The sequence below is a fragment of the Sphingomonas aerolata genome (genome assembly GCF_023935825.1).
Taxonomy (GTDB): Bacteria; Pseudomonadota; Alphaproteobacteria; order Sphingomonadales; family Sphingomonadaceae; genus Sphingomonas; species Sphingomonas aerolata.
In genome coordinates this window covers 1,618,755-1,642,617 of the sequence record NZ_CP098762.1, presented here as the reverse complement: position 1 = coordinate 1,642,617, position 23,863 = coordinate 1,618,755, and the positions used below count along the sequence as shown (strand labels likewise).

15 protein-coding genes are annotated in these 23,863 nt (G+C 65.4%); 7 read left to right on the top strand and 8 right to left on the bottom strand.

The genetic code is table 11. From position 1 onward, the window contains the following. Position 1: 1 nt before the first annotated feature. From NEF64_RS07745 to NEF64_RS07730, 4 genes are read right to left on the bottom strand one after another with little or no spacing between them, the layout of a single operon-like run. A complete protein-coding gene (locus NEF64_RS07745; RefSeq protein WP_056409348.1) occupies positions 2–1,447 on the bottom strand; it encodes a glycoside hydrolase family 125 protein in 1,446 nt (481 codons plus the stop codon). Next, entirely contained in the window at positions 1,444–3,801 is a 2,358-nt protein-coding gene (locus NEF64_RS07740) for a GH92 family glycosyl hydrolase (protein WP_056409347.1), read from the bottom strand. The genes NEF64_RS07745 and NEF64_RS07740 overlap by 4 nt, the downstream gene beginning before the upstream one ends. Then, on the bottom strand, positions 3,798–4,928 hold the full coding sequence (locus NEF64_RS07735) for a glycoside hydrolase family 43 protein (RefSeq protein ID WP_235516527.1): 1,131 nt from the start codon (positions 4,926–4,928) through the stop codon (positions 3,798–3,800). Before NEF64_RS07735 ends, NEF64_RS07740 begins: the two co-directional genes overlap by 4 nt. A 29-nt stretch (positions 4,929–4,957) precedes the next feature. Beyond that, complete coding sequence (locus NEF64_RS07730; RefSeq protein ID WP_056409346.1) at positions 4,958–8,041, bottom strand: TonB-dependent receptor; 3,084 nt, start codon at positions 8,039–8,041, stop codon at positions 4,958–4,960. A 409-nt stretch (positions 8,042–8,450) separates the two neighbouring features. On the opposite strand from NEF64_RS07730, the gene NEF64_RS07725 reads away from it, so the two are divergent. Next, positions 8,451–10,799, top strand: a complete 2,349-nt coding sequence (locus NEF64_RS07725; protein ID WP_420833716.1) for a GH92 family glycosyl hydrolase — start codon at positions 8,451–8,453, stop codon at positions 10,797–10,799. Here the strand turns inward: NEF64_RS07725 and rsgA are convergent. From rsgA to NEF64_RS07710, 3 genes are all read right to left on the bottom strand, one after another. Then, positions 10,796–11,794, bottom strand: a complete 999-nt coding sequence (gene rsgA / locus NEF64_RS07720; protein WP_056409342.1) for a ribosome small subunit-dependent GTPase A — start codon at positions 11,792–11,794, stop codon at positions 10,796–10,798. The two genes, NEF64_RS07725 and rsgA, sit on opposite strands and share 4 nt — an antisense overlap. A 194-nt stretch (positions 11,795–11,988) precedes the next feature. Beyond that, positions 11,989–12,681 (bottom strand): VIT1/CCC1 transporter family protein, encoded by a 693-nt coding sequence (locus NEF64_RS07715; RefSeq protein ID WP_252574758.1) that lies wholly within the window; start codon positions 12,679–12,681, stop codon positions 11,989–11,991. Further along, positions 12,678–13,202, bottom strand: a complete 525-nt coding sequence (locus tag NEF64_RS07710; protein WP_252574756.1) for a DUF3833 family protein — start codon at positions 13,200–13,202, stop codon at positions 12,678–12,680. The genes NEF64_RS07715 and NEF64_RS07710 overlap by 4 nt, the downstream gene beginning before the upstream one ends. A gap of 232 nt (positions 13,203–13,434) precedes the next feature. On the opposite strand from NEF64_RS07710, the gene NEF64_RS07705 reads away from it, so the two are divergent. The 6 genes from NEF64_RS07705 to NEF64_RS07675 all read left to right on the top strand — a co-directional run bounded on the left by NEF64_RS07705 (position 13,435) and on the right by NEF64_RS07675 (position 23,258). Beyond that, the gene (locus tag NEF64_RS07705) at positions 13,435–13,962 is read left to right on the top strand and encodes an RNA polymerase sigma factor (RefSeq protein ID WP_235516525.1); all 528 of its coding nucleotides are present in this window, start codon (positions 13,435–13,437) and stop codon (positions 13,960–13,962) included. Continuing rightward, complete coding sequence (locus NEF64_RS07700) at positions 13,959–14,981, top strand: FecR family protein (RefSeq protein WP_043156749.1); 1,023 nt, start codon at positions 13,959–13,961, stop codon at positions 14,979–14,981. The genes NEF64_RS07705 and NEF64_RS07700 overlap by 4 nt, the downstream gene beginning before the upstream one ends. A gap of 139 nt (positions 14,982–15,120) precedes the next feature. Further along, complete coding sequence (locus NEF64_RS07695; RefSeq protein WP_162235419.1) at positions 15,121–18,339, top strand: TonB-dependent receptor; 3,219 nt, start codon at positions 15,121–15,123, stop codon at positions 18,337–18,339. 137 nt (positions 18,340–18,476) lie between these two features. After that, positions 18,477–20,957 carry a glycoside hydrolase family 95 protein gene (locus NEF64_RS07690; protein WP_252574748.1) on the top strand — a complete coding sequence of 827 codons (2,481 nt, stop codon included), beginning with the start codon at positions 18,477–18,479 and terminating at the stop codon, positions 20,955–20,957. 23 nt (positions 20,958–20,980) lie between these two features. Further along, positions 20,981–22,906, top strand: coding sequence for an alpha-L-fucosidase (locus tag NEF64_RS07685; protein WP_252574745.1), 1,926 nt, complete (start codon positions 20,981–20,983; stop codon positions 22,904–22,906). 127 nt (positions 22,907–23,033) lie between these two features. Further along, positions 23,034–23,258: a hypothetical protein gene (locus tag NEF64_RS07675; protein ID WP_162235418.1), complete on the top strand. Its 225-nt coding sequence runs from the start codon at positions 23,034–23,036 to the stop codon at positions 23,256–23,258. Positions 23,259–23,453: 195 nt separating this feature from the next. Here the strand turns inward: NEF64_RS07675 and NEF64_RS07670 are convergent, their stop codons facing one another. Further along, positions 23,454–23,813: a hypothetical protein gene (locus tag NEF64_RS07670; protein WP_156360487.1), complete on the bottom strand. Its 360-nt coding sequence runs from the start codon at positions 23,811–23,813 to the stop codon at positions 23,454–23,456. Positions 23,814–23,863 lie beyond the last annotated feature (50 nt).

Sequence of the window (23,863 nt, the reverse complement as noted above, 5' to 3'; positions counted from 1 at the left end):
GTCAGTAGCGCGCGGCGAGCAAGCCGGGCTTGCGGCGCTCGAGGTCGAGGATCAGCTCGCCGAACAGCCCGTTGGCCCAGGCGAACCAGCTGCGCGTGAATTTCGTCGGATCATCCTTGTGAAAGGATTCGTGCATGAAGCCCGTGCCGTCATGCGTCGTCTTCAGCCAGGTCAGGCACTGGCGGATCACGGCGTCGTCATCGCTGTTCATCGCATGCGTGACGATCGACATCGGCCAGATCATGTCGAGGCCGATATGCGGCCCGCCGATCCCCTGCGCGGCCTTGCCCGCAAAGAAATAGGGGTTGCGATCGCTCCAGGCGAGCGCGGCGGTGCGGCGGAACAGCGGGTCGGCGCGGTCCGCCGCGCCGAGCAGCGGCAGGCCCGACAGGCTCGGCACGTTGGCGTCGTCCATGAAGATCGCATTGCCGAAGCCGTCGACCTCATAGGCCCAGACCTCGCCGCCCTGCCCGTCGGGCATCCGGCCATGCGCGCGCAGCGCCGCCTCGACCTCGGTCGCGAGCGCCTCGCTGTCCGCCGCGCCCGCGGTATCGCCGCGCGCCTCGCGCTGGACCGTCGCCAGCATGCGCAGCGCCGACACCGCGAACAGGTTGGACGGGATCAGGAAGGGGTAGAGGCACGCATCGTCCGACGGGCGGAACATCGAATGGATCAGCCCGACCTTGCGCGTCGGTGCGCCGTATCCCTCGAACATCAGCGTCTCGGTCGGCGAGACGTTCAGCCGCTGGAAATGATACGAGCCCTTGCCGTCCTTGCGCTGCTGTTCGCGGAAGGTCGCGACCGCACGGACCATCGCCTGCGCCCACAGGTCGTCGAACGGCGTCTTGTCGCGCGTCGCGGTCCAGTAGCCGTGCGCGAGCCGCATCGGGTAGCAGAGCGAGTCGATCTCCCATTTCCGCTCGGCGACGCCCGGCTTCATCTCGGTCTGGTCGGTCCGCGCGCCCAGGTTCGATTTCGCGGTCGGGTCGTCCATGAACGCGTTGGCGTACGGGTCGATCAGGATACAGCGCGCCTGCCGTGCGATCAGCCCGACAAAGACCCGGCGCAGCCCCGCATCCTTGTGCGCGAGATGGACATAGGTCTGCATCTGCGCCGAGCTGTCGCGCAGCCACAGCGCCTCGATATCGCCCGTGATGACGAACGCGTCGGGCTTGCCGTCGACCATGCCCAGCCGGACCGTGGTGTCGAGCGTGTTGGGGTAGCAATTCTCGAACAGCCAGGCGAGCTCGGGGTCGGCGATCTTCGCCTTCACCCGCGCGATCTCGGCCTCGACCGCGACGCTGACGAAGCGACGCTCGCCACGCGGCGGGCGCTTGCTCGCCAGCGGCGCGGCGACCGCCCCGCCGGGCAGCGCGGCCGTCAGTGCGAGCGCCGCCGCACCGGTCATCACGTCGCGGCGGCGGGGGGTGAAGCGCACGCCGCTCATGGCTTGGCCACCGGCGCGCTCATCGAGAAGGGCGCAGCACTGCTCGCCGACCCCCATTTTCGGTTCGGCGTCGCCCCCATCACGAAACGCAGCGTACCCCCCTTCTGCAGCGCCTCGCGCGTCAGCCATGGCTTGTCGTGCGGCGTCCCGTTGAAGCTTGCCGACTGGATATAGACATTGCCCGGCCCGTTGTTCGCCGCCTCGATCGTCAGTGTCTTGCCGCCCGGCATCGTCAGTTTGACGGTGCGGAACAGCGGGCTGCCAATCGCATATTGGCCGACCGCGGGCGTGACCGGATAAAAGCCGAGCGCGGAGAACACGTACCAGGCCGAGGTCTGGCCATTATCCTCGTCGCCCGGATAGCCGTCGGGCGTGGGCGCGTAGAGCTTCTTCATCACGTCGCGGACATGATATTGCGTCTTCCACGGCGCCCCCGCCCAGTCATAGAGATAGGGCATGTGCTGGATCGGCTGGTTGCCATGCGCATATTGGCCCATGTCGACGATCTGCATCTCGCGGATCTCGTGGATCGTCTGCCCGTAATAGCTGTCGTCGAAGATCGGCGGCGTGGTGAAGACCGAATCGAGCCGCTTCACGAACGCGTCCTTGCCCCCCATCAGGTCGGCAAGCCCCTGCACGTCCTGCATCACCGACCAGCTGTAATGCAGCGCATTGCCCTCGGTGAACGCGTCGCCCCATTTATACGGGTTGAAGGGGGTCGACCAGCTGCCGTCCTGGTTGCGCCCGCGCATCCACCCGCTCTGCGTGTCGTAGAGCTTGCGGTAATTCTGCGCCCGCGCGGCATAGAGCTTGGCATCCTCGGTCTTGCCGAGCGCACTCGCCAGCCGCGAGATCGAGAAGTCGGCGGTCGCATATTCGAGGCTGCGCGCGGCATTCTCGTTGATGCCGACGTCATAGGGCACATAGCCCAGCCGGTTGTAATATTCGACGCCCTCGCGCCCGACCGCGCCGACCACATTGCCCTTCTTGTCGACCGGACGCCCCTGCGACGTGGTCGCGTTCTTGACCATCGCCTCGTACAACGTCTCGACGTCGAACCCGCGCACGCCGTTCAGATACGCATCGGCGATCAGGTTCGCCGAGTTCGACCCGATCATCACGTCACGGTGGCCGGGGCTCGCCCATTCGGGCAGCCAGCCGGACTCCTTGTAGGTGTTGACCAGCCCCTGCATGATCTCGCTGTCGCGCTCGGGATACATGAGCGCGAAGAACGGGAAGACCGCGCGCCACGTGTCCCAGAAGCCGTTGTCGGTATAGAGAAAGCCCGGATGCGCCTTGCCGTCATACGGACTGTAATGGACCGTCTGGCCCTTGGCATCGACCTCGTGGAACATGCGTGGGAACTGCAGCATCCGGTACAGCGCGGAGTAGAAGGTGCGCCGGTTGTCGATGTCGGGATCGCTCACCTCGATCCGGTCGAACTCGCGCTGCCAGACCGCCTTCGCCTTGGCCTTGGTCTGCTCGAAGCCGTCGCCGCCGATCTCGCCGCGCAAATTGCGCTCGGCCTGGTCGAGGCTGATGAACGACGATGCGACCTTGACGCCGACCTGCTCGCCCTTGCGCGTCTTGAAGCTGACGACCGCGCCGACATGATCGCCCTCGCGCACCGGTGTCGCGGCGATCTGGCCATTATCGTCCCAGGTCCGGCTGACGGTGAAGGCGTGATCGAACTCGGCGACGAAGTAATTGTGGAAATTGCCCGGCACGCCGCCATGGTTGTTGCGGACATAGCCGGTGATCCGGCGCCTGGCCGTGTCGACCGACACCATCGATCCGCCCGCATAGCCGTCGAGGATGATGTGCGCGTCGTCGCTTTCGGGGAAGGTGAAGCGGAACTGCGCGGCGCGGTTGGTCGGCGCGACCTCCGCGGTCACGTCGTAATCGGCGAGATAGACCTTGTAGCTATAGGGCCGGCTCTCCTCCGCCTTGTGGCTGTACCACGAGGCGCGTTCGTCCGCCTTGACCTTCAGCGCGCCGGTCGTCGCCATCAGCGCGAACGCGGCATAATCGTTCATCCACGGACTTGGCTGGTGCGTCTGCTTGATGCCGTTGATCTTGTTGCCGTCATAGGTGTAGCCCCAGCCGCTGCCGGGCTTGCCCGTCACCGGCGTCCAGAAGTTCATCCCCCACGGCACCGCGACCGCGGGATAGGTGTTGCCGTAGGACAGCGTATAGTCGGAATCGGTGCCCATCAGCGGGTTGACGAGGTCGACCGACGGCTGCGCCTCGGCGCTGGCGGCAGCCTGTGCCGACAGCGGCACCGGTGCGACGAGCGCGATCGACGCGACCGCCGCCACCGTGCCGCGCAATGCGGCGATTACCCTGTGTCTCACATCGCTCTCCCAGATGAATGTTGGTCGCGCCCTGAAGCGGTTGACCCGGCACGGATCGGCCGCGGCGCGACGCCGGTATTGGTCATGACCACGGGCTTGATTGTCCCGTCGGCGGCAAAGACCATGCGGTCGACCGCGATCTGCCGGTGTTCGCCGCGATCGGTGTCGAGCGGCCGGCGGTGATAGGCGATGTACCAGTCGTCGGTGCCGGGCACGTTGACGACCGAATGATGCCCCGCGCCGCGCGCGATGCGCAGGTCCTGCGACAGGATCTTGCCCTTCGGCGTGAACGGCCCGGTCGGGCTCGGCGCGGTCGCATAGGCGACGCTATAGTCCGGGCCGGTCCACCCGCCCTCCGACCACATCAGATAATAGACGCCGCGGCGTTCGATCATGAACGACCCCTCGACATAGCCGGGCGGCGTGATCTCCTTGAACATCGTCCCGTCGGGAAACGGCAGGACGCGCTTCAGGTCGGGGCTCAGCCGGACGACGTTGCAATGCTTCCAGCCGCCGTAGAAGAGATAGACCTGCCCGTCGCGATCCCGGAACGCGAACGGGTCGATCGGCTGCGCACCGTTATGGAACGCGCCGACCAGCGGCTTGCCGAGTGCATCCCTGAACGGACCGCCCGGCGTCGTGCTGACCGCGAGACCGATCCCGCCGAGCGCACCATCGCTCTGGATGTCGTTCGCGCTGAAGAACATGTAATAGCGCCCGTTCGCCTGGAGCACCGACGGAGCCCAGATCGCATAAGCGGCCCAGCCCGCATCCTGCACGTCGAACACGCGGCGATGCTTTGTCCAGTGCACCAGGTCGGGCGAGGAAAACGCGTCGAAGAAGGTCTGCATGCCATAGGACGGGCGGACCGTCTTGCGCAGTCGGGCGGCCTTTTGCGCGGGCGTAAAGCGGCTCGGCGCGACCGGCTTTCCGGCATGGTCGGAATAGGTCGGGTAGATCCAGTATTGCCCCGCGAACACGCGGATCTCGGGATCGGCATACCAGCCCGGCACGATCGGGTTGGACGCGGTCGCCGCTCCGCAGGCGAGCAGCCCCGCCAGCGTCAGGGCCCGGCGCAGGACGCGGGGATATCTATCAAAAAAACGGTGGCTCCGCGAAGGAGCCACCAGGGGAGAGGAAGGTTTTGGCCCCGCCATCAGAAGTTGAACGACACGCCGACATAGGCACGGCGCCCGAAGTAATTCCGATAGACGAAGCGATCCTTGGTATCGTTGCCGAGATGCTGGCTCTCTTCCGACTTGGTCAGGTTGATGATCGAGGCGGTGATGTTGAGCCGGTCGGTCAGCGCATAGGCGGCGTTGAGATCGACCTGTTCATACGGGCTGGTATAGACGTTCAGCCCCGACTGGAGCCCGCCGACGACCTCGCCGCGGCGGTTGTACGACGCGCGGACCAGCACCTTGCCATGCTCGTAGAAGACCGAGGCGTTCATCTGCGTCTTCGCGCTCCCGACCAGCGCGGACGAGCCGACCGACTGGCCGTCGAGCGTCACGTCGGCGACCGACGTGTCGTTATAGGTGAAGTTGACCTGCGCACCCAGCCCGAAGGACAGCGTGTGCTGCGCATAGAGCTCGACACCCTGCGACCGCGCGTTGGATCCGTTCGCGACCGTCGAATAGGGCTGGATCAGCACCTGCTCCCCCGCCACCTCGCGCGTGACGTTCAGCACCAGCGGCACGACGAAATCGGACACGTCCTTGCGGAACAGCGTCGCGCCAAGCACCGAGCCGCGATGGAAATACCATTCGATGCCGGCGTCATACTGCCATGCCGAAAACGGGTTGAGTTCCGAATTGCCGCCTCTGCCCGACCAGCCCTCGAACTCGCCGAACTGGCCGCGGTCGAACGCATATTCGGGCGAGCGATAGGTCAGCGACCGTTCGGACCCGAGATTGGCGAAGGACGGCCGTGAAATGACCTTGGCGACCGCACCGCGGACCAGCAGGTCCGGGGTGATCTCGTACGAGATGTTAAAGCTCGGCAGCCAGTCCGTGTAGGTCTTGGTCTGGTCGGCGCGCGTGTTGACGATCGTCTCGCGGACGCTCAGCGGCAGGACCTGGCAATTGCCGTCCGCGCCAAGTGGCCGGTTCGGATCGAACGAACCGTTCGGCCCGTTGACGCAATAGTCTTTCAGATACTGGAGCCGGTCCGACGTGTTGCCCGACTGACGCGTATTGGCCATCCGCACACCGATATTGCCGCGCAGACCGCCGGTGCCGAAGTTCGCTTGGGCGTAACCGGCGAAGACGCGCTCGCCCAGATCATAGACGAAGTCGCGCTCGTTGACGCGGACCGCGTCGCCATAGGTCGCGTTCAGATAGCTCAGATACTTGTCGAAATTGATCCCCGGCATGACGTTGGCGTTGAATCCGCCGTTGACGTTGCCGATCGGGTTTTCATAGAAGAATTCGGGCAGTGCGACCGCGCCCGCCGCGGTATCCTGATAGCGCAGCTGGCTGGCCGCATCCGCATACCATTCGTTGCGTCCGGTCTCGCGGTGGATGCTCAGGTCACGCCATTTGCCGCCGATCTGCACCGACTTCAGGAACCCGTCGAACCGGCGCGTCAGGTCGAGCTGGAGATACCGCTGCGCCAGGTCGCTGTTCGTGAAGCTCGAATTGGTCGAACCGACGTCGATCTGCGCGATGCCGTTGCGGATGTTCTGCTGCAGGTCGGGCGAGAAGGTGAAATCGCCGATGCCGTTCGAAACGTCCCAGTTGCTCACCAGATTGCCGTTCTGCTCCTGCCCCGGCACCGTCACGCGTGGCTTCGCGGCGGCGCTGAACCGAGCGGACGGGCCGCCGCTCGACTTGGTCTTGCCGAGCTTCAGCACCGCGTCGAACCGGTCCTGGCTGTACTTGACCTCGGTTTCGAACGTGTTCGAGACCTGCTTCTCGCGGCTGTAGGTGCCCGCGATCTGCGGCGTTTCCATCGTGCACGGGGTCGCACGGAGCAGACAGCCCGTCCCCGCCGCCGGCACCGCAAAATTCGCCGACTGGAAGATCGTCCCGCTCTTGTCGAGCGTCGCGCCGGTGAAGAAGTCGTTATAGCCCCATTCGGGGATCTTGACGGTATTCGAGGTGAAGTCGCTGCTGTAGCCGAAGCGGAAATAGTTGGACGTCACCGTGACATTGTCGAACGGGCGGAACTGCGCCGTCGCCTGGATGCCATAGCGTTCGCGTTCTTGGTCGAACACTTCGGCATTGACCGTCTGCGGTGCCCAATAGCCTGAATAATGCGTGCCGTCGCGCGTGGTCGTGCCCTGCCCCGGCCAATAGGAGATCGCGTCGTTATTGGCGAACGGCTTGCCGTTGACGTCGGTCGCGGGCGTCAGGACATTGCCCTGCGCGTCGCGGTCGCTCCACCACAGCCAGCTTTCCGCCTCGCTGCGCAATTCGCGGTTGGTCCGCTTCTGCCACACTCCGCCGACCAGCAGGCCGAACGTCTCGTCCTCGTTCTTCCACGACAGCTGGCCGCCGAGCTGCGGCTCGAACTTCTCGGTGGTGTCCGAATAGGTGCCCTCGGTCGACACGAAGCCCGACCAGGCGGGGACGTCGAACGGCTTGCGCGTGTTGAGGATGATCGTGCCGCCGACACCGCCTTCTTCCAGCCGTGCCTCGGGCGACTTGTAGACTTCGGTGCTGGCGATGAAACTGGATGGCAGCAGGACATAGTTGAACGACCGCTGTGGATCGCCGCTGTCCGCGCCGGCCAGGAAGTTGCCGTTGAGCAGCGTCAGCGTCAGGTCGGACTGGAGCCCGCGGATGCTGACCCGCGCGCCTTCGCCGCCGTCGCGCGTGATGACCACGCCGGGCACGCGTTGCAGCGCGTCGGCGACGTTCTTGTCGGGGAACTTGCCGATGTCCTCGGCGGTGATGACGTCGACGAACGCATTGGCTTCGCGCTTCTGGTTCAGGCTCTTCTCGATCGAGCGGCGATAGCCGGTGACGACGATATCCTGCTCACCCGCAACGGCCGACGCGGTGTCCGCCGTCTGGCCCGAGGGCGCAGTCGCCGTCGATGCGGGCGTTACCGCGTCGGGCGCTCCGGTCGTGTCGCCGGTCTGCGGTGTCTTGGCGGCTGCGGGCAATGGCGGCGCGACCTCCTGCGCGCCCGCCGTCCCGGCCAGCGCCGCGCTCAGGCTTGCGCCCGCGAGCAGAAAGCGCAGCGCGCGGCGGCGATGCGACGGAACGGCATATAGTGTCTTGGTTGCGCTCATCAGACTTCCCCTTTTCGGCGTGCGGGACGTCCTTGCCCCCTCACGTCTCCCTGCTGATCGCGTGCCTGCTCCCGTATTCGGGTAGGACGTCCGGTTCATCGGATCGTCACGGTACGTCGTCTTTGCTTGCCTATTTGCCAATTATAAAAGTAAATTGTCAAATGGATTATGCGGAGCAGATTTATGCCGTTTCGGTCTCAACATTCGCAACATTCGCCGCGGCTCGGAACTTGGCCGAACCGGCACTAATCCTGCCGGGCGGTTCGCCGGCGGCGCGCCGTCTTGCCAAATCGCCCCGCAAACTGAATGCTGTCGTCTTCAACTCGGCCGGTATCAGCACCCGGCCTTGCCGCTCCGGCCCCAGACTCCGGAGCCCCTTCCCCTCCCAGACCGGGTGACCGCCATGCCAATGCTCAAGCGTCTCTGCCTCGCCGGATCGGCGCTCGCCCTGCTCGCCGTGTGCCCCGCCCCCGCCCTCGCCCAGACCGCGCCGCGACCGAGCGACTCGGTCGATCCGCTGATCGGCACCGGTGGTGAGGGGCACACCTTCCCCGGCGCCGTCGCCCCGTTCGGCATGGTCCAGCTCTCGCCCGACACCGACACCTCCTGCGTCCTCCGCGACTGCTATCCGCACGCCGCCGGCTATCGCTACGACGACCCGACGATCGTCGGCTTCAGCCACACCCATTTCTCCGGCGCCGGCCATTCGGATCTCGGCGACGTGCTGGTGATGCCGGTCGCCGGCGACGACGTGCCGATGGACCCGGGCACGCCCGCCGCCCCCGGCTATCGCTCGCGCTTCTCGCACGCCACTGAAACCGCGAAGCCCGGTTATTACGCCGTCACGCTCGCCGATCGCGGCATCCGCGCCGAAATGACGGCCGGCTCGCGGGTCGGCGTGCACCGCTACAGCTTTCCCGCAGGCAAGGCGGCGCATCTCGTTCTCGACCTCCGCTCGTCGCTCTATAATTATCCCGGCAAGATCCTGTGGTCGGGGCTGCACCTGCGCGACGACGGTGTCCTGACCGGCTTTCGCGAAACCCGTGGATGGGCACCCGGACGCAAGCTCTTTTTCGCGATGCGCTTCTCCGCCCCCCTGACCGGCCACGCACTCGTCAACCGCGAGACCGCCATTCCCTATAAGGGGTTCCAGGGGCCGGGCCGCGACAGCGATGCGCTCGCCGAAAAGCTCGGCCAGGCGCTCGAGGCGCGTCTCGATTTCGGCGTCCTGACAAGACCGCTCGAGGTGAAGGTCGGCATCTCAGGCGTCGACGAAGCCGGCGCGCTCGCCAATCTCGACGGTGAAGCGGGCGGCTTCGACGATATCCATGCGCAGACGCAGGCTGCCTGGGATACCGCGCTCGGCGCCGTCACGTTCGAGGCCGAGGCGCCGATGCGCCGCATCTTCGCCACCGCGCTCTACCACAGCCTGCTCGCGCCCAGCATCTGGAGCGACCGCGACGGCCGCTATCGCGGGCCCGACGACCAGATCCACCAGGCGACCGATTTCACGGTCCGGTCGACCTTCTCGCTCTGGGACACGTTCCGCGCCGAACACCCGCTGCTGACCCTGATCCAGCCGGAGAAGACCAATACCGACATCGTCCGCTCGCTGCTCGCCAGCCAGACGCACAGCCCCGACGGCATCCTCCCGGTCTGGCAGTTCGCCGGCCGCGAGACGTGGACGATGATCGGCTATCACGCCGTACCCGTCATCGCCGATGCCTATATGAAGGGCATTGGCGGCTTCGATGCCAATGCGGCGCTGGACGCGATGGTCGCGAGTGCCGACCATGCCAGCTATGGCGGTCTCGGCGAGTATATCGCGCGGGGCTATGTGCCGATCGACAAGGAACCCGAAGCCGCCTCCAAGACCGTCGAATATGCCTATGACGACTGGACCATCGCGCGGATGGCGCGGAAACTCGGCCGGTCCGACATCGCCGCGCGCTTTGAAAAGCGGGCCGGCAACTGGCGCAACAGCTTCGACGCGTCGTCAGGCTGGCTCCGCGCGCGCAAGACGGACGGACAGTTCCGCACCCCCTTCGACCCGACCGCAATCAACTACGGCTCCGACTATACGGAGGGCAATGCGTGGCAATATAGCTGGTTCGTGCCGCAGGATCAGGCGGGGCTCTTCCGCCTGCTGGGCGGCGACGCGAGGACAATCCGGAAGCTTGACGCGATGTTCGATTTCGACCTGTCGAAGATCGACTACAGCCATGCTGAGGACATCGCCGGGCTTATCGGCCAGTATATCCACGGGAACGAGCCGAGCCATCACGTCGCCTATCTCTACAGCTATGCCGGAGCACCCTGGCGTACACAGGAGCGGCTGGGGCAGATCGTCGCCAGCCAATATGCCGACACGCCGGCGGGATTGAGCGGCAACGACGATCTCGGACAGATGTCCGCCTGGCTCGTGTTCACCGCGCTAGGCTTCTACCCGGTCGCACCGGGCGCGAACGAATATGTCATCGGCCGCCCCTTCCTGCCCAAGGCGACACTGATGTTGCCCGGCGGCAAGCGGTTCGTGATTAGCACGGACAATTTCTCGACCGCCAATCGCTACGTCCAGTCCGTCACCCTGAACGGCCGGCCCCTCACCCGCACCTATCTCCGCGACGACGAGATCCGGCAGGGCGGCGACTTGCGGTTCGTGATGAGCGCCCGGCCGAACCGGCAATGGGGGAAGAGCGCATCGTCGCGCCCGTTCTCGACCTCGACCGCGGTTTCAAGCCCCCCGACGCGGCGCTAGCGGGGGCGCCGTCGGGAAGTGCGTGCGGTGGCGGCAGTCTCGCCCGCTTCCAGCGCACGCCAGCGCGCAAAGCGTTCGGGCGTCAAAATGCCGGCGTCGATCCCCGCGCGCACCGCACAGCCCGGCTCTCCGCCGTGCGCGCAGTTCGAGAACCGGCAGTCCTGCGCGGCAAGGGTAAAGTCGTCGAACACTTCCGCGATGCCCGCGGCCGCGTCGGACAATTGCAGTTCGCGCATGCCCGGCAGGTCGAGCAGCCAACCGCCCTGGTCGAGGCGATGCATCTGGCGCACCGTCGTCGTATGCCGCCCCGTCCCGTCATGTTCGCGGATCGCCTGGGTCGCGATGCTTGCGGATCCGCGCAACGTGTTGACGAGCGTCGACTTGCCGACGCCCGACGACCCGAGAAAGGCGACGGTCTTGCCGATACCGCACCAGGCGGCGAGCCGCGCCACAGCGTCAGGTTCGCGCCCGTCGACGGTCTCGACGATCAGTCCGGGCTCGATCGCACGAACCGCGTCCACATAGGTCTCCGGCGTGTCCGTCAGGTCGATCTTGGTGAGGATCACGACCGCATCGACCCCGACCTCGCGTGCCAGCACGAGATAGCGTTCCAGCCGCGCAACGCTGAAATCCTGGTTGCACGACGCGACGAGGAAGACCGTGTCGACATTCGCGGCGATCATCTGCTCACCGCGCGGATCACCCGGCGCACGGCGCTTGAACAGGTTCTTGCGACCGAGCACACGCAGCGCCTGCGCCCTGTCCGCGCTGGTCAGCAGCCAGTCGCCGACGGTCGGGTGATCGTCCGACGGCGTGGCACCAGCGATATAGGGCGACAGATCGCCGGCCCAGCCCGACCCTGCCACGGCAATCTGGCCGCGGTGGACGGCCATGACCCTGGCGGGATGACAATAGGCGGCTTCGACCCCCGAGACCTGGCTCTCGAAATGCGCGTCCCAGCCAAGCTGTTCCAGGGTCTGATCAGCAGAATCCATAAGGGTACAGCAGCATCTTTCCTTGCGGGCCGATCCCCGGCCCTCCCGTCTACGATCCGGTCGTATACGCCGATAGGAGGCGGTTACCAGTCGCACCCACGATCAAAACGCTGCTATTTGCGCCCTTTCGTCTAAGCCGCCGCGCTCGCATTCAGGCGAGCCGCGGAAATCCGCACCCGGATTGGGGCCAGGTATCAAACCGCGCGACCCACGAGATGCCCGATCGCGGCCGTCGCGGCCATCGCCGCCGCACCCCAGAACAGGACGCGAAGCGCCGGCCGCCACGGGCTTGCGCCACCCGTCCGCGCCCCGACAATCCCCAGCAGCGCGAGGAAGACCAGAGTCGCTGCCGTCACCGCTAGCAGCCGGTGTGGCGCAGGCGTCAGGATGGCCACCAGCAGCGGCGGTATCGCGCCGACGACGAAGCTGACAGCGGACGCGAATGCCGCCTGGAGCGGGCGGGCCATGACGATTTCGGAGATGCCAAGTTCGTCACGGGCATGCGCGCCGACCGCATCATGCGCCATCAATTGCCGCGCGACCTCGCTCGCGATCGTCGCATCGAGACCGCGCGCCACGTAGATCTGCGCGAGCTCGTCATGCTCATGCGCCCAGTCGCTGGCGAGTTCGCCGTGCTCGCGCGCCAGATCGGCAGCCTCGCTGTCGGCCTGCGAACTGACCGACACATATTCGCCCGCGGCCATCGACATCGCCCCCGCGACCATAGCCGCCGCGCCGGCCACGAACACGGCGCCGGTCGTTGCGCCCGACGCGGCGACGCCCGCGATCAGGCTCGCGGTCGACACCATCCCGTCATTTGCGCCAAGCACCGCGGCACGAAGCCAGCCGCTCCGCGATACAAGATGACGTTCGCGATGCGCGCTCATGGCAGTATCCTGATGGTTTCGCCGAGTGTCGCCACCGTCATGCCGAGCTTGCGGACGATCAGTCGGTTCTGCGCGACCCGGGCATTGGGAGACAGCGTCAGCCACTGATCGACCATCATGCCGCCGCGCATACGAAAGGCCAGATGCAGGCGATTGCCGACCGCCTCCCCCGTCACCGGTCCGGACGCGTCAGTCAGCGTGCCCGTGTAACGCCCGTGCCCGAGCGGAACGATCCGCCATTGCCGATCGCGCGGCGGCTTGCTCTGCTGCTCGATATGCTGGTCCAGGATTAATGTTCCGTCGGCAGCGACGCGACCGACGCTCGCGACATGCGTCCGGACCGGCGCCCGAAATGCGATCTTGAGCACGCCCGTCCCGTCCAGCCGCCCGGCGAAGAACCGTTCGGCGACAAAGGCCGGTTGCGCGGCGATCGACGCGGTGCTCGGCCCACCCGCGCAGGCGCACGGCAGCAGCGCAAGCGGCACTGCAACGAAAGTCGTCAGACGGGGAACCGGGATCATCCTCTGCTTCATCGCCATCCTCGTCGTCGCATGCGCCGCAGGGCTCGCAATCCGCGTTCGCTCTCTTGCGCCAGGACGCTGCGTTCGGCCGTTCTCGCCGAGCTGGCAATATGTATCTACCCACCCCGCCCGCGGTACGCGCTGCTGATCGTGGAGTTGCCTGACGAACCCCACCGACCAAAGCGCTCGTTTAAACTGTGCACATCGCGCGCCTGCCCGTCTATCTAGCATGATGAAGCATAGGCCTCCGGCCGGCGCGATGCCGGCACGCGATCTGTCGGCGGCCATGGAACGCATGCGGCCGGCACTCATGGCGTTCTTCGTCCGTCGTCTCAGCGATCCCGTGCAGGCGGAAGATCTGATCCAGGATCTCTTCATCCGAATGGCGACGATGAGGGGGCCGGCCACCGACAACCCCGAAGGCTATATCTTCCAGGCAGCCGCCAACCTGTTGCGCGATCAATATCGACGTGACGCGACGCGGTACCGATATCAACAATCACGAGCGACCGATGCCGACCTCGGCGTCGATCCGATCGACGCCGAGCGGTTGCTGTCCGCGCGGCAGAGCGTCGGGTGCGTCGCGCGCACGCTGGGCGGACTGCCTGACCGGACTCGCCAGATTTTCATTCTCTACCGGTTGGAGGGCATGCAGCGTAAGGCGATCGCCGATGCGTTCGGCATTTCCGTGAGCGCGGTCGAGAAGCATATCGCGAACGCAATGCGTGCGCTGCTTGCCGCCATGGGAGACTCGCAATGACCGCGCCGCAATCCGATGCGGACATCGTCATCGACTGGTGCCTGCGGTTGTCCGACGGGCCCTTGTCTCCGCAGGAGCGCACCGACCTGCACGCGTGGTTGGCCGACGACCCGCGCCGGGGCGAGCGCCTGGGCGCAGCGCTTGCCGCCTGGGACGCAGTTGAGGAAAATGCCGACGCTCCCGAGATGCTCGCACTACGCCGCGAAGCGCTCGGTGCCGTACATCGCGCGGGGCAGCGTCGCTGGATTCGGACGCCGATGGTGTCCCGACCTGTGGCTTGGGCGATCGCGGCTGTGCTCCTGCTTGCGCTGTCGCTGGGCTCGCTGGCGTGGCGCCATAGCGGCCGCGACGAATATCGCACCGCGATCGGTGAGCGACGTGTCATCGCGCTGGCCGATGGCTCGCGTCTGTCGCTCGACGCCGACAGCATGGTCACGGTCGCCTTCAGCCCGCAACGCCGCGACATCGTCCTTGAGAAGGGCCGCGCGCGCTTCAAGGTCGCAAAGGATCCGCTGCGCCCGTTCGCCGTGCGCAGCGGGCGAAACGTGGTGATCGCAACCGGGACCGAGTTTTCGGTTGAAAGGCTCAGCCGCGAAGTGCGGGTCGCGCTGTTCGAGGGTCGGGTCGCGGTATTACGCGATACCCCCCAGGGGCAGATGAACGAGGTCGTTCGGCTGGGTGGGCGCCAACTGACCGCAGAGCGCGCGCTGACCCCGGGGCATGAGATCGGCCTGCCGGTATCGGGGTTCGTCGGATCCGTGAGCTCATCGATCGGAAACGACGGCTGGGGTGCGGAGCAGGTAAGTTTCACGTCGGAGACACTCGTCGCCGCCGCCGAACGCATGAACCGCTATGCCCAGCGCCGCCGGATCATCGTCGATCCGGGTGCCGCGGACATTCGCGTCAGCGGGGTCTTCAACAATGGCGATGTCGATGCCTTTGCCGACGCAATCGCCACAACCTTCCCGGTCGATGCTGCCGTTGACGGCGAGGCGATCCGCTTGAGCCGCCGTCGCTGAAACCGAGACAAAGCGAAATTATAAGATAATTTTCGTAATGAAGTGAGTGTTCGACACCCTCGTACGTCACAAAAGTATAACAGAGGAAGAGGGGCGATCGATGATGTTAAGGGACCGACGAATTCTTGGCGTAAGCTGCGTGGCAATCGCTACGGTGATGGCGGTCTCTCCGGCACAGGCGCAGCGGGTGGTTCGCGTCGACATCAAGGCCCAGCCACTCGGCCCGGCGCTGCGGTTGCTCGGCCGCCAGATGCACGTGCAGATGGTGTTCGACGAAACCCTCCTCGCCGACCGCGTATCCCCGTCGATCACCGGATCGATGACGCCGGACGTGGCGATCGACCGGCTCCTGCAGGGCAGTGGTCTCGTCACGTCGCGAACGGGACAGGGCGTCTATGTAATCGCGCGCCCCGCCGCGCCGATGCGCGTATCGATGACGGGATCTCAATCACAGGTTTTGCCGCAACGCCCGGCGAACCAGCCTGACACGGAACAGGACGACACGACGGGTCCGACGCCGCCTGGTGGCGACATCGTCGTGACGGGATCGCGCATCCGGTCGAAAAATCTCGTCGAAACCGCACCGGTGACCAGCGTCAGCCAGGCGGACATCAAGCTGCAGGCAGCCTTCAGCGTCCAGGAGGTGCTGAACCGCGTTCCGGCGATCAAGAACAATGACACCAACTTATCGAACGGCAACGGGCGCCAGCAGTTTGATTTTCACGGCCTCGGGACGAACCGGACGCTCACGCTGATTGATGGTCAGCGGATCGGTGTCACCGAAGGGATCGATGCGTCCGTCGTGCCGGTTGGACTGATCGAGCGCGTCGATCTGCTGACCGGCGGCGCATCTGCCGTCTATGGCTCGGACGCTATCGGCGGCGTGGTGAACTTCATCCTCCGCAAGGATTTCGAGGGCGTCAACGCGAACGTCAATTACGGCTTCTACAACGCCGACAATCGCGACAACATCGCCGCGCAGGCCGCGCGTGACGCAGGCTTCGCCGTGCCCAGCGGCATGGCCAATGATGGCGGCCGGTTCGACGCCAATATCAGCATGGGCAGAAATTTCGCCGGCGGCCGCGGCAACATCTCGCTCTTCGGGGCCTATAGCCAGGTCGAGCCGGTCCTCGCATCGTCGCGATCGTTTTCCGTCTGCCCGATCACCTTGTCGGCGCAGTCGGTCGTCTGCGCCTCACCGTCCTCGGCAACGCCGGCTGGCTATTTCCAGGCGCTGTCCGGGCCGGCGCAGAATGGCTCCGTCCTCACGAACGCGGCGGGTGGCGGTCGCGAATTCGTCCCGTTCACGGGGGCCAACGGCTACAACTACAATGACAGCTTCTATTTCCAGCGCGAGAACAAGCGCTACAACGGCGCCGTCTTCCTCAACTACGAGGTTTCCCCCGCGCTGCAGCTCTACGCAAACGGGCTTTATCTGAGATCCGAGTCGCGGAGCCAGTCGGATCCTGCCACGATCCAGCCCGGTTCGATCCCCTATGACATCAACTGCGACAACCCGCTTCTATCGCAGCAGCAGGCAGGGGCTTTGTGCGGTACTGCCGCGGGGACGGCAACGAACGTCCGCACCGATGTCCGCTACCGCTTCACCGACGCGCAGTCGACGCTGTCGTCCAACGAGATCTATCGTGCCGTGGCGGGGTTTCGCGGGGATCTTGGCAGCGCATGGCATTACGACGTAGGCGGCGTCTATTCGACCACGCTCTACCGCCAGCAACAGCTCGGCCGCATCGACCCCGCCAAGGTCGCCACCGCACTGCAGGTGGTCGACGTCAACGGCACGCCGACCTGCGCCGCGGTGGTCAGCGGATCCGACCCGAGCTGCGTCCCGCTCGACATCTTCTCCACCAACGGGCCCAGCGCCGCGGCCGTCGACTATCTGTCGTTCGCGCAGGGCGGCGGCGTGTTCCACGAGCGGTATGAACAATGGGTGGGCAATGCCAACGTCACCGGCGACCTCGGCGAATATGGCATCAGAAGCCCGTTTTCGACCAAGGGGATCAACATCGCGGTTGGCGGGGAATATCGGTCGAGCGGCTATCGTTCGCGCCCCGACGCCGCCTATCAGGCCGCGTTCGGGTCGACGCCCTCGACATTGTCCAACAACGCGGTCGACCTCTACGGTGAGGTCAACGTGCCGCTGGTCAGCGACCGCCCCCTGATCCGCGACCTGAGTATCGGCGCCGCGATCCGTGGATCGAAATATTCCGGGGTCGAACGGGTGCGGTCGACGTACAAGATCGACGGCAGCTGGCGGCCGATCGAGGACCTGCTGTTCCGGGCGAGCTACAACAAGGCAACCCGCGCACCGAGCATCTACGAACTCTCGTCGAACGCCAACGCCAGTTACGGCGTGCTAGACACGAACACGCTGGGCGATCCGTGCGCAGGGACGAGCCCCGTTGCCAGCCGCGAGGTTTGTGCAAGCACCGGCGTGACCGCCGCACAATATGGAGCGATCCAGCAATGTCCGGATTTCCTGTGCACTGTCCGCAACGGTTCCGAAGGTCTGGTGACGCCCGAAGTCGCGCACACCTACACCTACGGCCTCGTCCTGACGCCCCGCATGTTGCGCGGTTTTTCCGCGACCGCCGATTATTACAGCATCGAGATCCAGAACGGCATCGGCTATTACCGCGCGATCGACTTCCTGCAGACCTGCGCGAACACCGGCTATGATTTCTTCTGCGGACAGCTCAAGCGCAACGCCGACGGGACGCTGTTCAGCAACGCCGGAGCAGCAACGGGCTATATCAACCAGGGATACAGCAACCTTGGCCGAACGAATGCCCGCGGGTTCAACTTCTCTGCCAATTACGACACGCGGATGGGCAACTGGGCGCGGTTCTCCACCAGCTATGTTGCGACGCTGCAGACCGCCAAGGGCGGTGATCTCGGCCTCCCCGACACCGACTTCAACGTGGTCGGGCTGTTCGGGCCCTATGCCGGGCAGGGCTATCGCCGGTATCAGCACAATTTCCGGTTTACGCTCAGCTCCCCCGAAGCTGCGCAGACCCAGGCGCTGGTCTCGGTCAACTGGAGGCATAATTCGGGGCTGAAAAACTCGCGTCTCGACGGAAATCCGATTTTCGGCGAGGACGATCCGAACGTGCCGGATGCGTATAAGTATCTGCCGGCCTATGACGTGTTCGACCTGAGCGGGAGCGTCACCGTATCGCGGGCGTTGACGCTGCGACTGGTCGTCAACAACGTGCTCAACCGGGCGGCGCCGGTTCGTCCCAGCCCCCCGCTTGAGGCGGCGGAGCGCGTCAACACCTCGCCTTCGGTCTATGATGCGCTCGGCCGGTCTATCAACATCGGGGCGACCCTGGATTTCTAGGCCGTAGCCGGGCATGGCGGCGCCACCGGACGCGCCGCCATGCGGGAAGGGAAAGCATGACGGGTCAACCACCGGGCGTCGCCGACGCATTCGCCAGCGTATCACGTCGCCGCGTCATGGCAGCAGGGACCGGTTCCATGTTCGCCGGGCTCTTCACGGGGCTGGGCGCCGCCGAAGCCAGCGCCCCCGGCGCGGACGAGCGCCACCGGATTGCGGCGACCGAGCCCGCGAGCGAGTGGCTGCTCGGGCATCCCGTCGGTAACGGCCGGCTCGCCGCGATGATGGGCGGCGGGGTCGTACGCGACATATTGTCGCTCAATCACGATACACTGTGGAGCGGCCAGCCCGACGTCAGCCCCGGGCAGGCGGGCGTCGATCGAGACCATGCCGATCCTCGCAACCGGGACGCACTCGCCGCAGTTCGCCGCGCCGTGTTCGCCGATGATCCGGTCAGTGCCGATCAACTGAGCCATGCTCTCCAGGGGCCGTTCAGTGCGAGCTATGCACCGATGGCGGATCTCCACCTCGAGATGGACCATCGCGAAGCCCCGCAGGACTATTGCCGGACGCTCAACCTCGATCGCGCGGTTGCATCCGTCACGTATCGCTCTGGCGGGACAGGCTTCGGCCGCGACCTGTTCGCCTCGCACCCCGATGGCGTGATCGTGCTGCGCCTTACCGCGGATCGACGCGGCATGATCAATTGCCGCCTCATGCTGACGAGCAAGCTGCGCGCGACGGCGACGGCTACCGCACAATCAGGCAGCAACCAGATCACCCTGCTCGGCAAGGCACCCACGCAGAGCGAGCCCGATTACCGCGATGTCCCCGACCCCATTCGATATTCGGATAGCCCTGGTCGGGGCATGGCGTTCGCGACGATCCTGTCGGTCGAAACCGATGGCGGCGCAATCACCGCGTCGGAGGGCGCGCTGCACATCTGCGGCGCCACAACCGCGATCGTCCGCATCGCCGCCGCCACAGGGTTTCGCCGCTTCGACCTCGCGCCCGACACCCCCGTCGCCGCGGTCCGCGCTTCGGCCGAACGCGACCTCGCGGCTGCCAGACGTCATGACTATACGACACTAGTAAAGCGCCACGTCAGCGATCATCAGGCGCTCTACCGCCGCGCCTTGCTCGAACTCAACGGCACGATCGGGGACGGCGATACACCGCGTGCCGAACGCCTGTTCCAGCTCGGCCGCTATCTCCTCATCGCCAGTTCCCGTGCCGATACGATGCCCGCCAATCTTCAGGGCGTGTGGAATGCCGCGGTGCGCCCGCCCTGGAGTTCGAACTACACCACCAACATCAATCTCCAGATGAACTATTGGGCCGCCGAGACCTGCAATCTCGCAGACTGCCATCTTCCGCTGATCGATCATATCGAACGGCTCGCGGTCACCGGCGCGCGCACCGCGCGACAATTCTACGGAATGCCGGGCTGGTGTGTGCATCATAACAGCGATTTGTGGGCGATGAGCAACCCCGTCGGCGCGGGCGTCGGCGATCCGAATTGGGCGAACTGGCCGATGGCGGGCCCATGGCTGGTACAGCACGTCTGGGATCATTACCGCTTCAGCGGCGATCGCGACTTCCTCAAGACGCGTGGCTTTGCATTGATGCGAGGCTGCGCCGAATTCTGTGCAGCCTGGCTGGTTCGCGATCCACGAAGCGGCCATCTCACGACCGCCCCGTCGATCTCGCCTGAGAACCTGTTTCTGACCGCGACCGGCAAGTCCGCCGCAATATCGGCAGGCTGCACGATGGACCTCGCGCTGATCCGCGAACTGTTCACGAACTGCATCGCGGCCATGGCAGTAATCGGTGATGTCGACGGGCTCAAAGTGCGCCTCGCCGGGTTGCTGAAGCAAATCGAGCCCTATCGCACCGGCCAATATGGCCAACTTCAGGAATGGGCGACCGACTTCGCCGAGCAGGACCCGGGCCACCGACACATCTCGCATCTCTATCCGCTCTATCCCGGCGATGCGATCGACCCCGTCCGGACGCCCGCGCTCGCCCGGGCTGCGCGCGCGTCGATCACGCGCCGCGAGGCGCATGGCGGTGCCAGCACGGGCTGGAGCCGTGCCTGGGCGACCGCGGTCTGGGCCCGGCTGGGTGACGGCGCGCAGGCCGGGCGATCGCTTTCCGCGTTCATCGCCAACAGCGTCGCAGCGAACCTGCTCGACACGCATCCGGCAAAGCCACGGCCCGTATTCCAGATCGATGGCAATCTGGGCATCACCGCGGCGATCGCGGAGATGCTGCTACAGAGCCGCGAAACCGAGATCGCGCTGCTGCCTGCGGTCCCCCCGCAATGGACCAGCGGTCGCGTCGTCGGGCTCCGCGCGCGGGGCGGTCACGAGGTTGCGATCGCGTGGAGCGATGGCCATGTCGACGCGACGGTAATTGCCGGCGACACGCGCCTTTCGGTCCGATTGCCGTCAGGGTTCGAACCGCTCAAGATTGTTCAGCGGGGGACGATCGTCCGGTTCGAGAAGGATGCACAGTCTATCACGTTCGAGACTGTGAAGGGCCGACGCTACGACGTCGCGCTACGCAGAACCGCTCAGGGCGCCGCCAGCAGCACGCCACGCGAGAGCGATGCCACATGACCCGAAACGTTCCAGGAGTCCCCATGCCGATCATCACCCGCCGCGCTATGCTAGCCTCGGGGCTCGCCTCCGGCCTGGCATCGACAGCGTCGTCTAGCGGCTGGGCGCGCAAGCCATCGCCTGGAACTCCACCCGCGTCCTGGGGAGCAACCCCCTCCCCGCGCCAGCTCGCCTGGCACGCACGCGAGCAATACGCCTTCGTCCATTTTTCGATCAACACCTTCACCGATCGCGAATGGGGCTATGGCGACGAAGACCCCAAATTGTTCGCACCAACCGACTTCTCGGCGGATCAGATCGTCGGAGCGGCCAAGGCCGGCGGCCTGCGCGGGATCGTGCTTACCGCCAAGCATCATGACGGATTCTGTCTCTGGCCGACGATGCTGACCGAGCATTGCGTCAGGAACAGCCCGTTTCGTGATGGTAAAGGCGATGTGGTCCGCGAATTCGAGCAAGCGGCCAGGCGCGCCGGCCTAGACTTCGGCCTTTATCTGTCACCCTGGGACCGCAATCACGCCGAATATGGCCGCCCCGGCTATCTCGACTATTACCGCAAACAGATCGTCGAACTCTGTACGCGCTACGGCCCGCTGTTTGAGTTCTGGTTCGACGGCGCCAACGGCGGCGACGGCTATTATGGCGGCGCCCGCGAAACACGGAAGATCGACTCCGAGACCTATTATAACTGGCCGTCGATCTTCGCCCTGGTGCATCAGCATCAGCCCATGGCCTGCACCTTCGAACCGCTAGGGTCCGACGTGCGGTGGGTCGGCAATGAGGATGGTGTCGCCGGCGATCCGTGCTGGCCGACCATGGCTAACCGCAAACCGAGCCAGGCGGACGGCAACGCCGGTCTTCGCAACGGCGCCTTATGGTGGCCCGCCGAAACCAACACCTCGATCCGCCCGGGCTGGTTCTACCACGCCGACGAGGATGCGAAGGTCAAGGATCCTGAGCGGATGCTGCAATTGTTCGACGAATCGATCGCGCGTGGCACCAATCTGATCCTGAACCTGCCACCCGACCGGCGCGGCCGTCTCGCCGATCCCGACGTCGCCGTTCTGCAAGCATTCGGTACCGCGCAGCGCGCAACGCTCGCGGACAATCGTGCGACCGGCGCGATCGCGTCGGCCGATCACATTCGCGGGCCGCGCTTTGCGGCGGCCAATGTGCTCGATCGGAGTCCTGATAGCTATTGGTCGACCCCCGACGCCGTGCATACGCCAAGCCTTGTCCTCGACCTTCCGCCCGGCCGCAGCTTCGATCTCGTCCGGATCCGGGAGTTCCTGCCGCTTGGCGTCCGCGTCGACCGGTTTGCGATCGACGTCGATCGCGGCAAGGGTTGGTCGGAGATCGCATCGGGCACGTGCATCGCCGCACAGCGTGTCGTCCGCCTGCCCGCGCCCGTCGTCGCACGACGGCTGCGCCTGCGGATCGTCGCCGCACAGGCGTGTCCGGCGATCAGCGAGATCGCGCTGTTCCGCCAGATCGCCCCGATCGCGGTCGCGCTGCCCGCCGCGCGTAGCCGCGATGTGCTGCAGCCCCCCGAGATATCGATCGTCTCGGCATCGGGACAGACTGCCGGCGCCGTGCTCGACAATGATTCGAACACAGTCTGGCAGGTTCCCGTTGCGTCGACTGCGGATCGGCCGACCGTCACTTTCAAATTGACCACGCCTCAGCACTTGGCTGGCTTCATCCTGACGCCCTCGCGCGCGGTGATGACGGATACCGCGCCACCGAAGCGATTCCTTGTCGAGACAAGCCTCGACGGGAGGACATGGGTCAAGGCGGCTGCCGACGAGTTCTCGAACATCGCCAACGCGCTCTCGCCGCAACGCATCGTCTTCGACACGAAAGTCGACGCCGTCTACGTCCGCATGACCTTCATCGATCTTGCATCCCCCAGGAGGCATATGGCCATCGCCGGCATCGACCTGTTTCGATAGAGGGTTGGCAGGCGCGATACGTATCCCGCCTACCGCCGACGGTTATCTCCGGATGAACGCGAGGATGTCGGCGTTGATGACATCAGCCTGCGTCGTCGCCATACCATGTGGATAGCCCGGATAGGTCTTGAGCCTGCCTCCCATCGGATACCAGTTCCGGCAAGGGGTGCGACCTGATCATCTTCGCCATGATCACCAGCACGGGCTGGTCGGCGATGCGCGCGACCGGGCGTTGCGAGACTATTGGAAGAGCGAATCCAACTTCGTCGATGTCGATCCGACCGCCAGCAGCTTCGATCCGAAGACGGGCGAGCGACGTCTTTCGATGACGGGTAAGGCGCGCATGGACTGAACTTCAGGCTGGATCCAACCGACGGGATGACGATCGGCTATTGTGCTGATTTGACCCGCGACGCCGCGCCCGACGGTGCCGCGCCGTACGCCGTCCCCTATCCACAGCATACGCGCACGGTGGAAACGATCCTGTTGCCGCAAGAACGATATCGCCAGGACAGTCGCGGGCACCGAATATCGCCGCCGTGTCACGTTAAAGGGCGGCATGTTCACCGCGGAGCGCACCCAACGAAGCCTCATGTCCAAATTCCCTGCAAAGGACGCGCCCGCGGCGCAAGCAACGTAACGCGATCAGGCCGATCAGATGCTGTATAATCGCCGCGCCGCCTCGATCGTCTGGCGCGCCCGCGGCGTGAAGGTTGACGCGATCAAAGATCTCAAGGCCACCGGCTAGGCCTTTACCCGAGCGCTGAAGTTTGACCCCGGAAACGTCTTTGCGCTCAAAAGCGGTGCCCGCTCGGGCCGCGCTGTTGGCGATCCGGACGCGGCGCTGGCGGATTTGGCGGCGGTTGTCGCGCTCGATCCAACGAACGCCGAAGCCTGTATGATGCATGCTACGATCCAGCTTTCCAACGGCAAACCGCAAGCGGTTGCAGTAGAAGC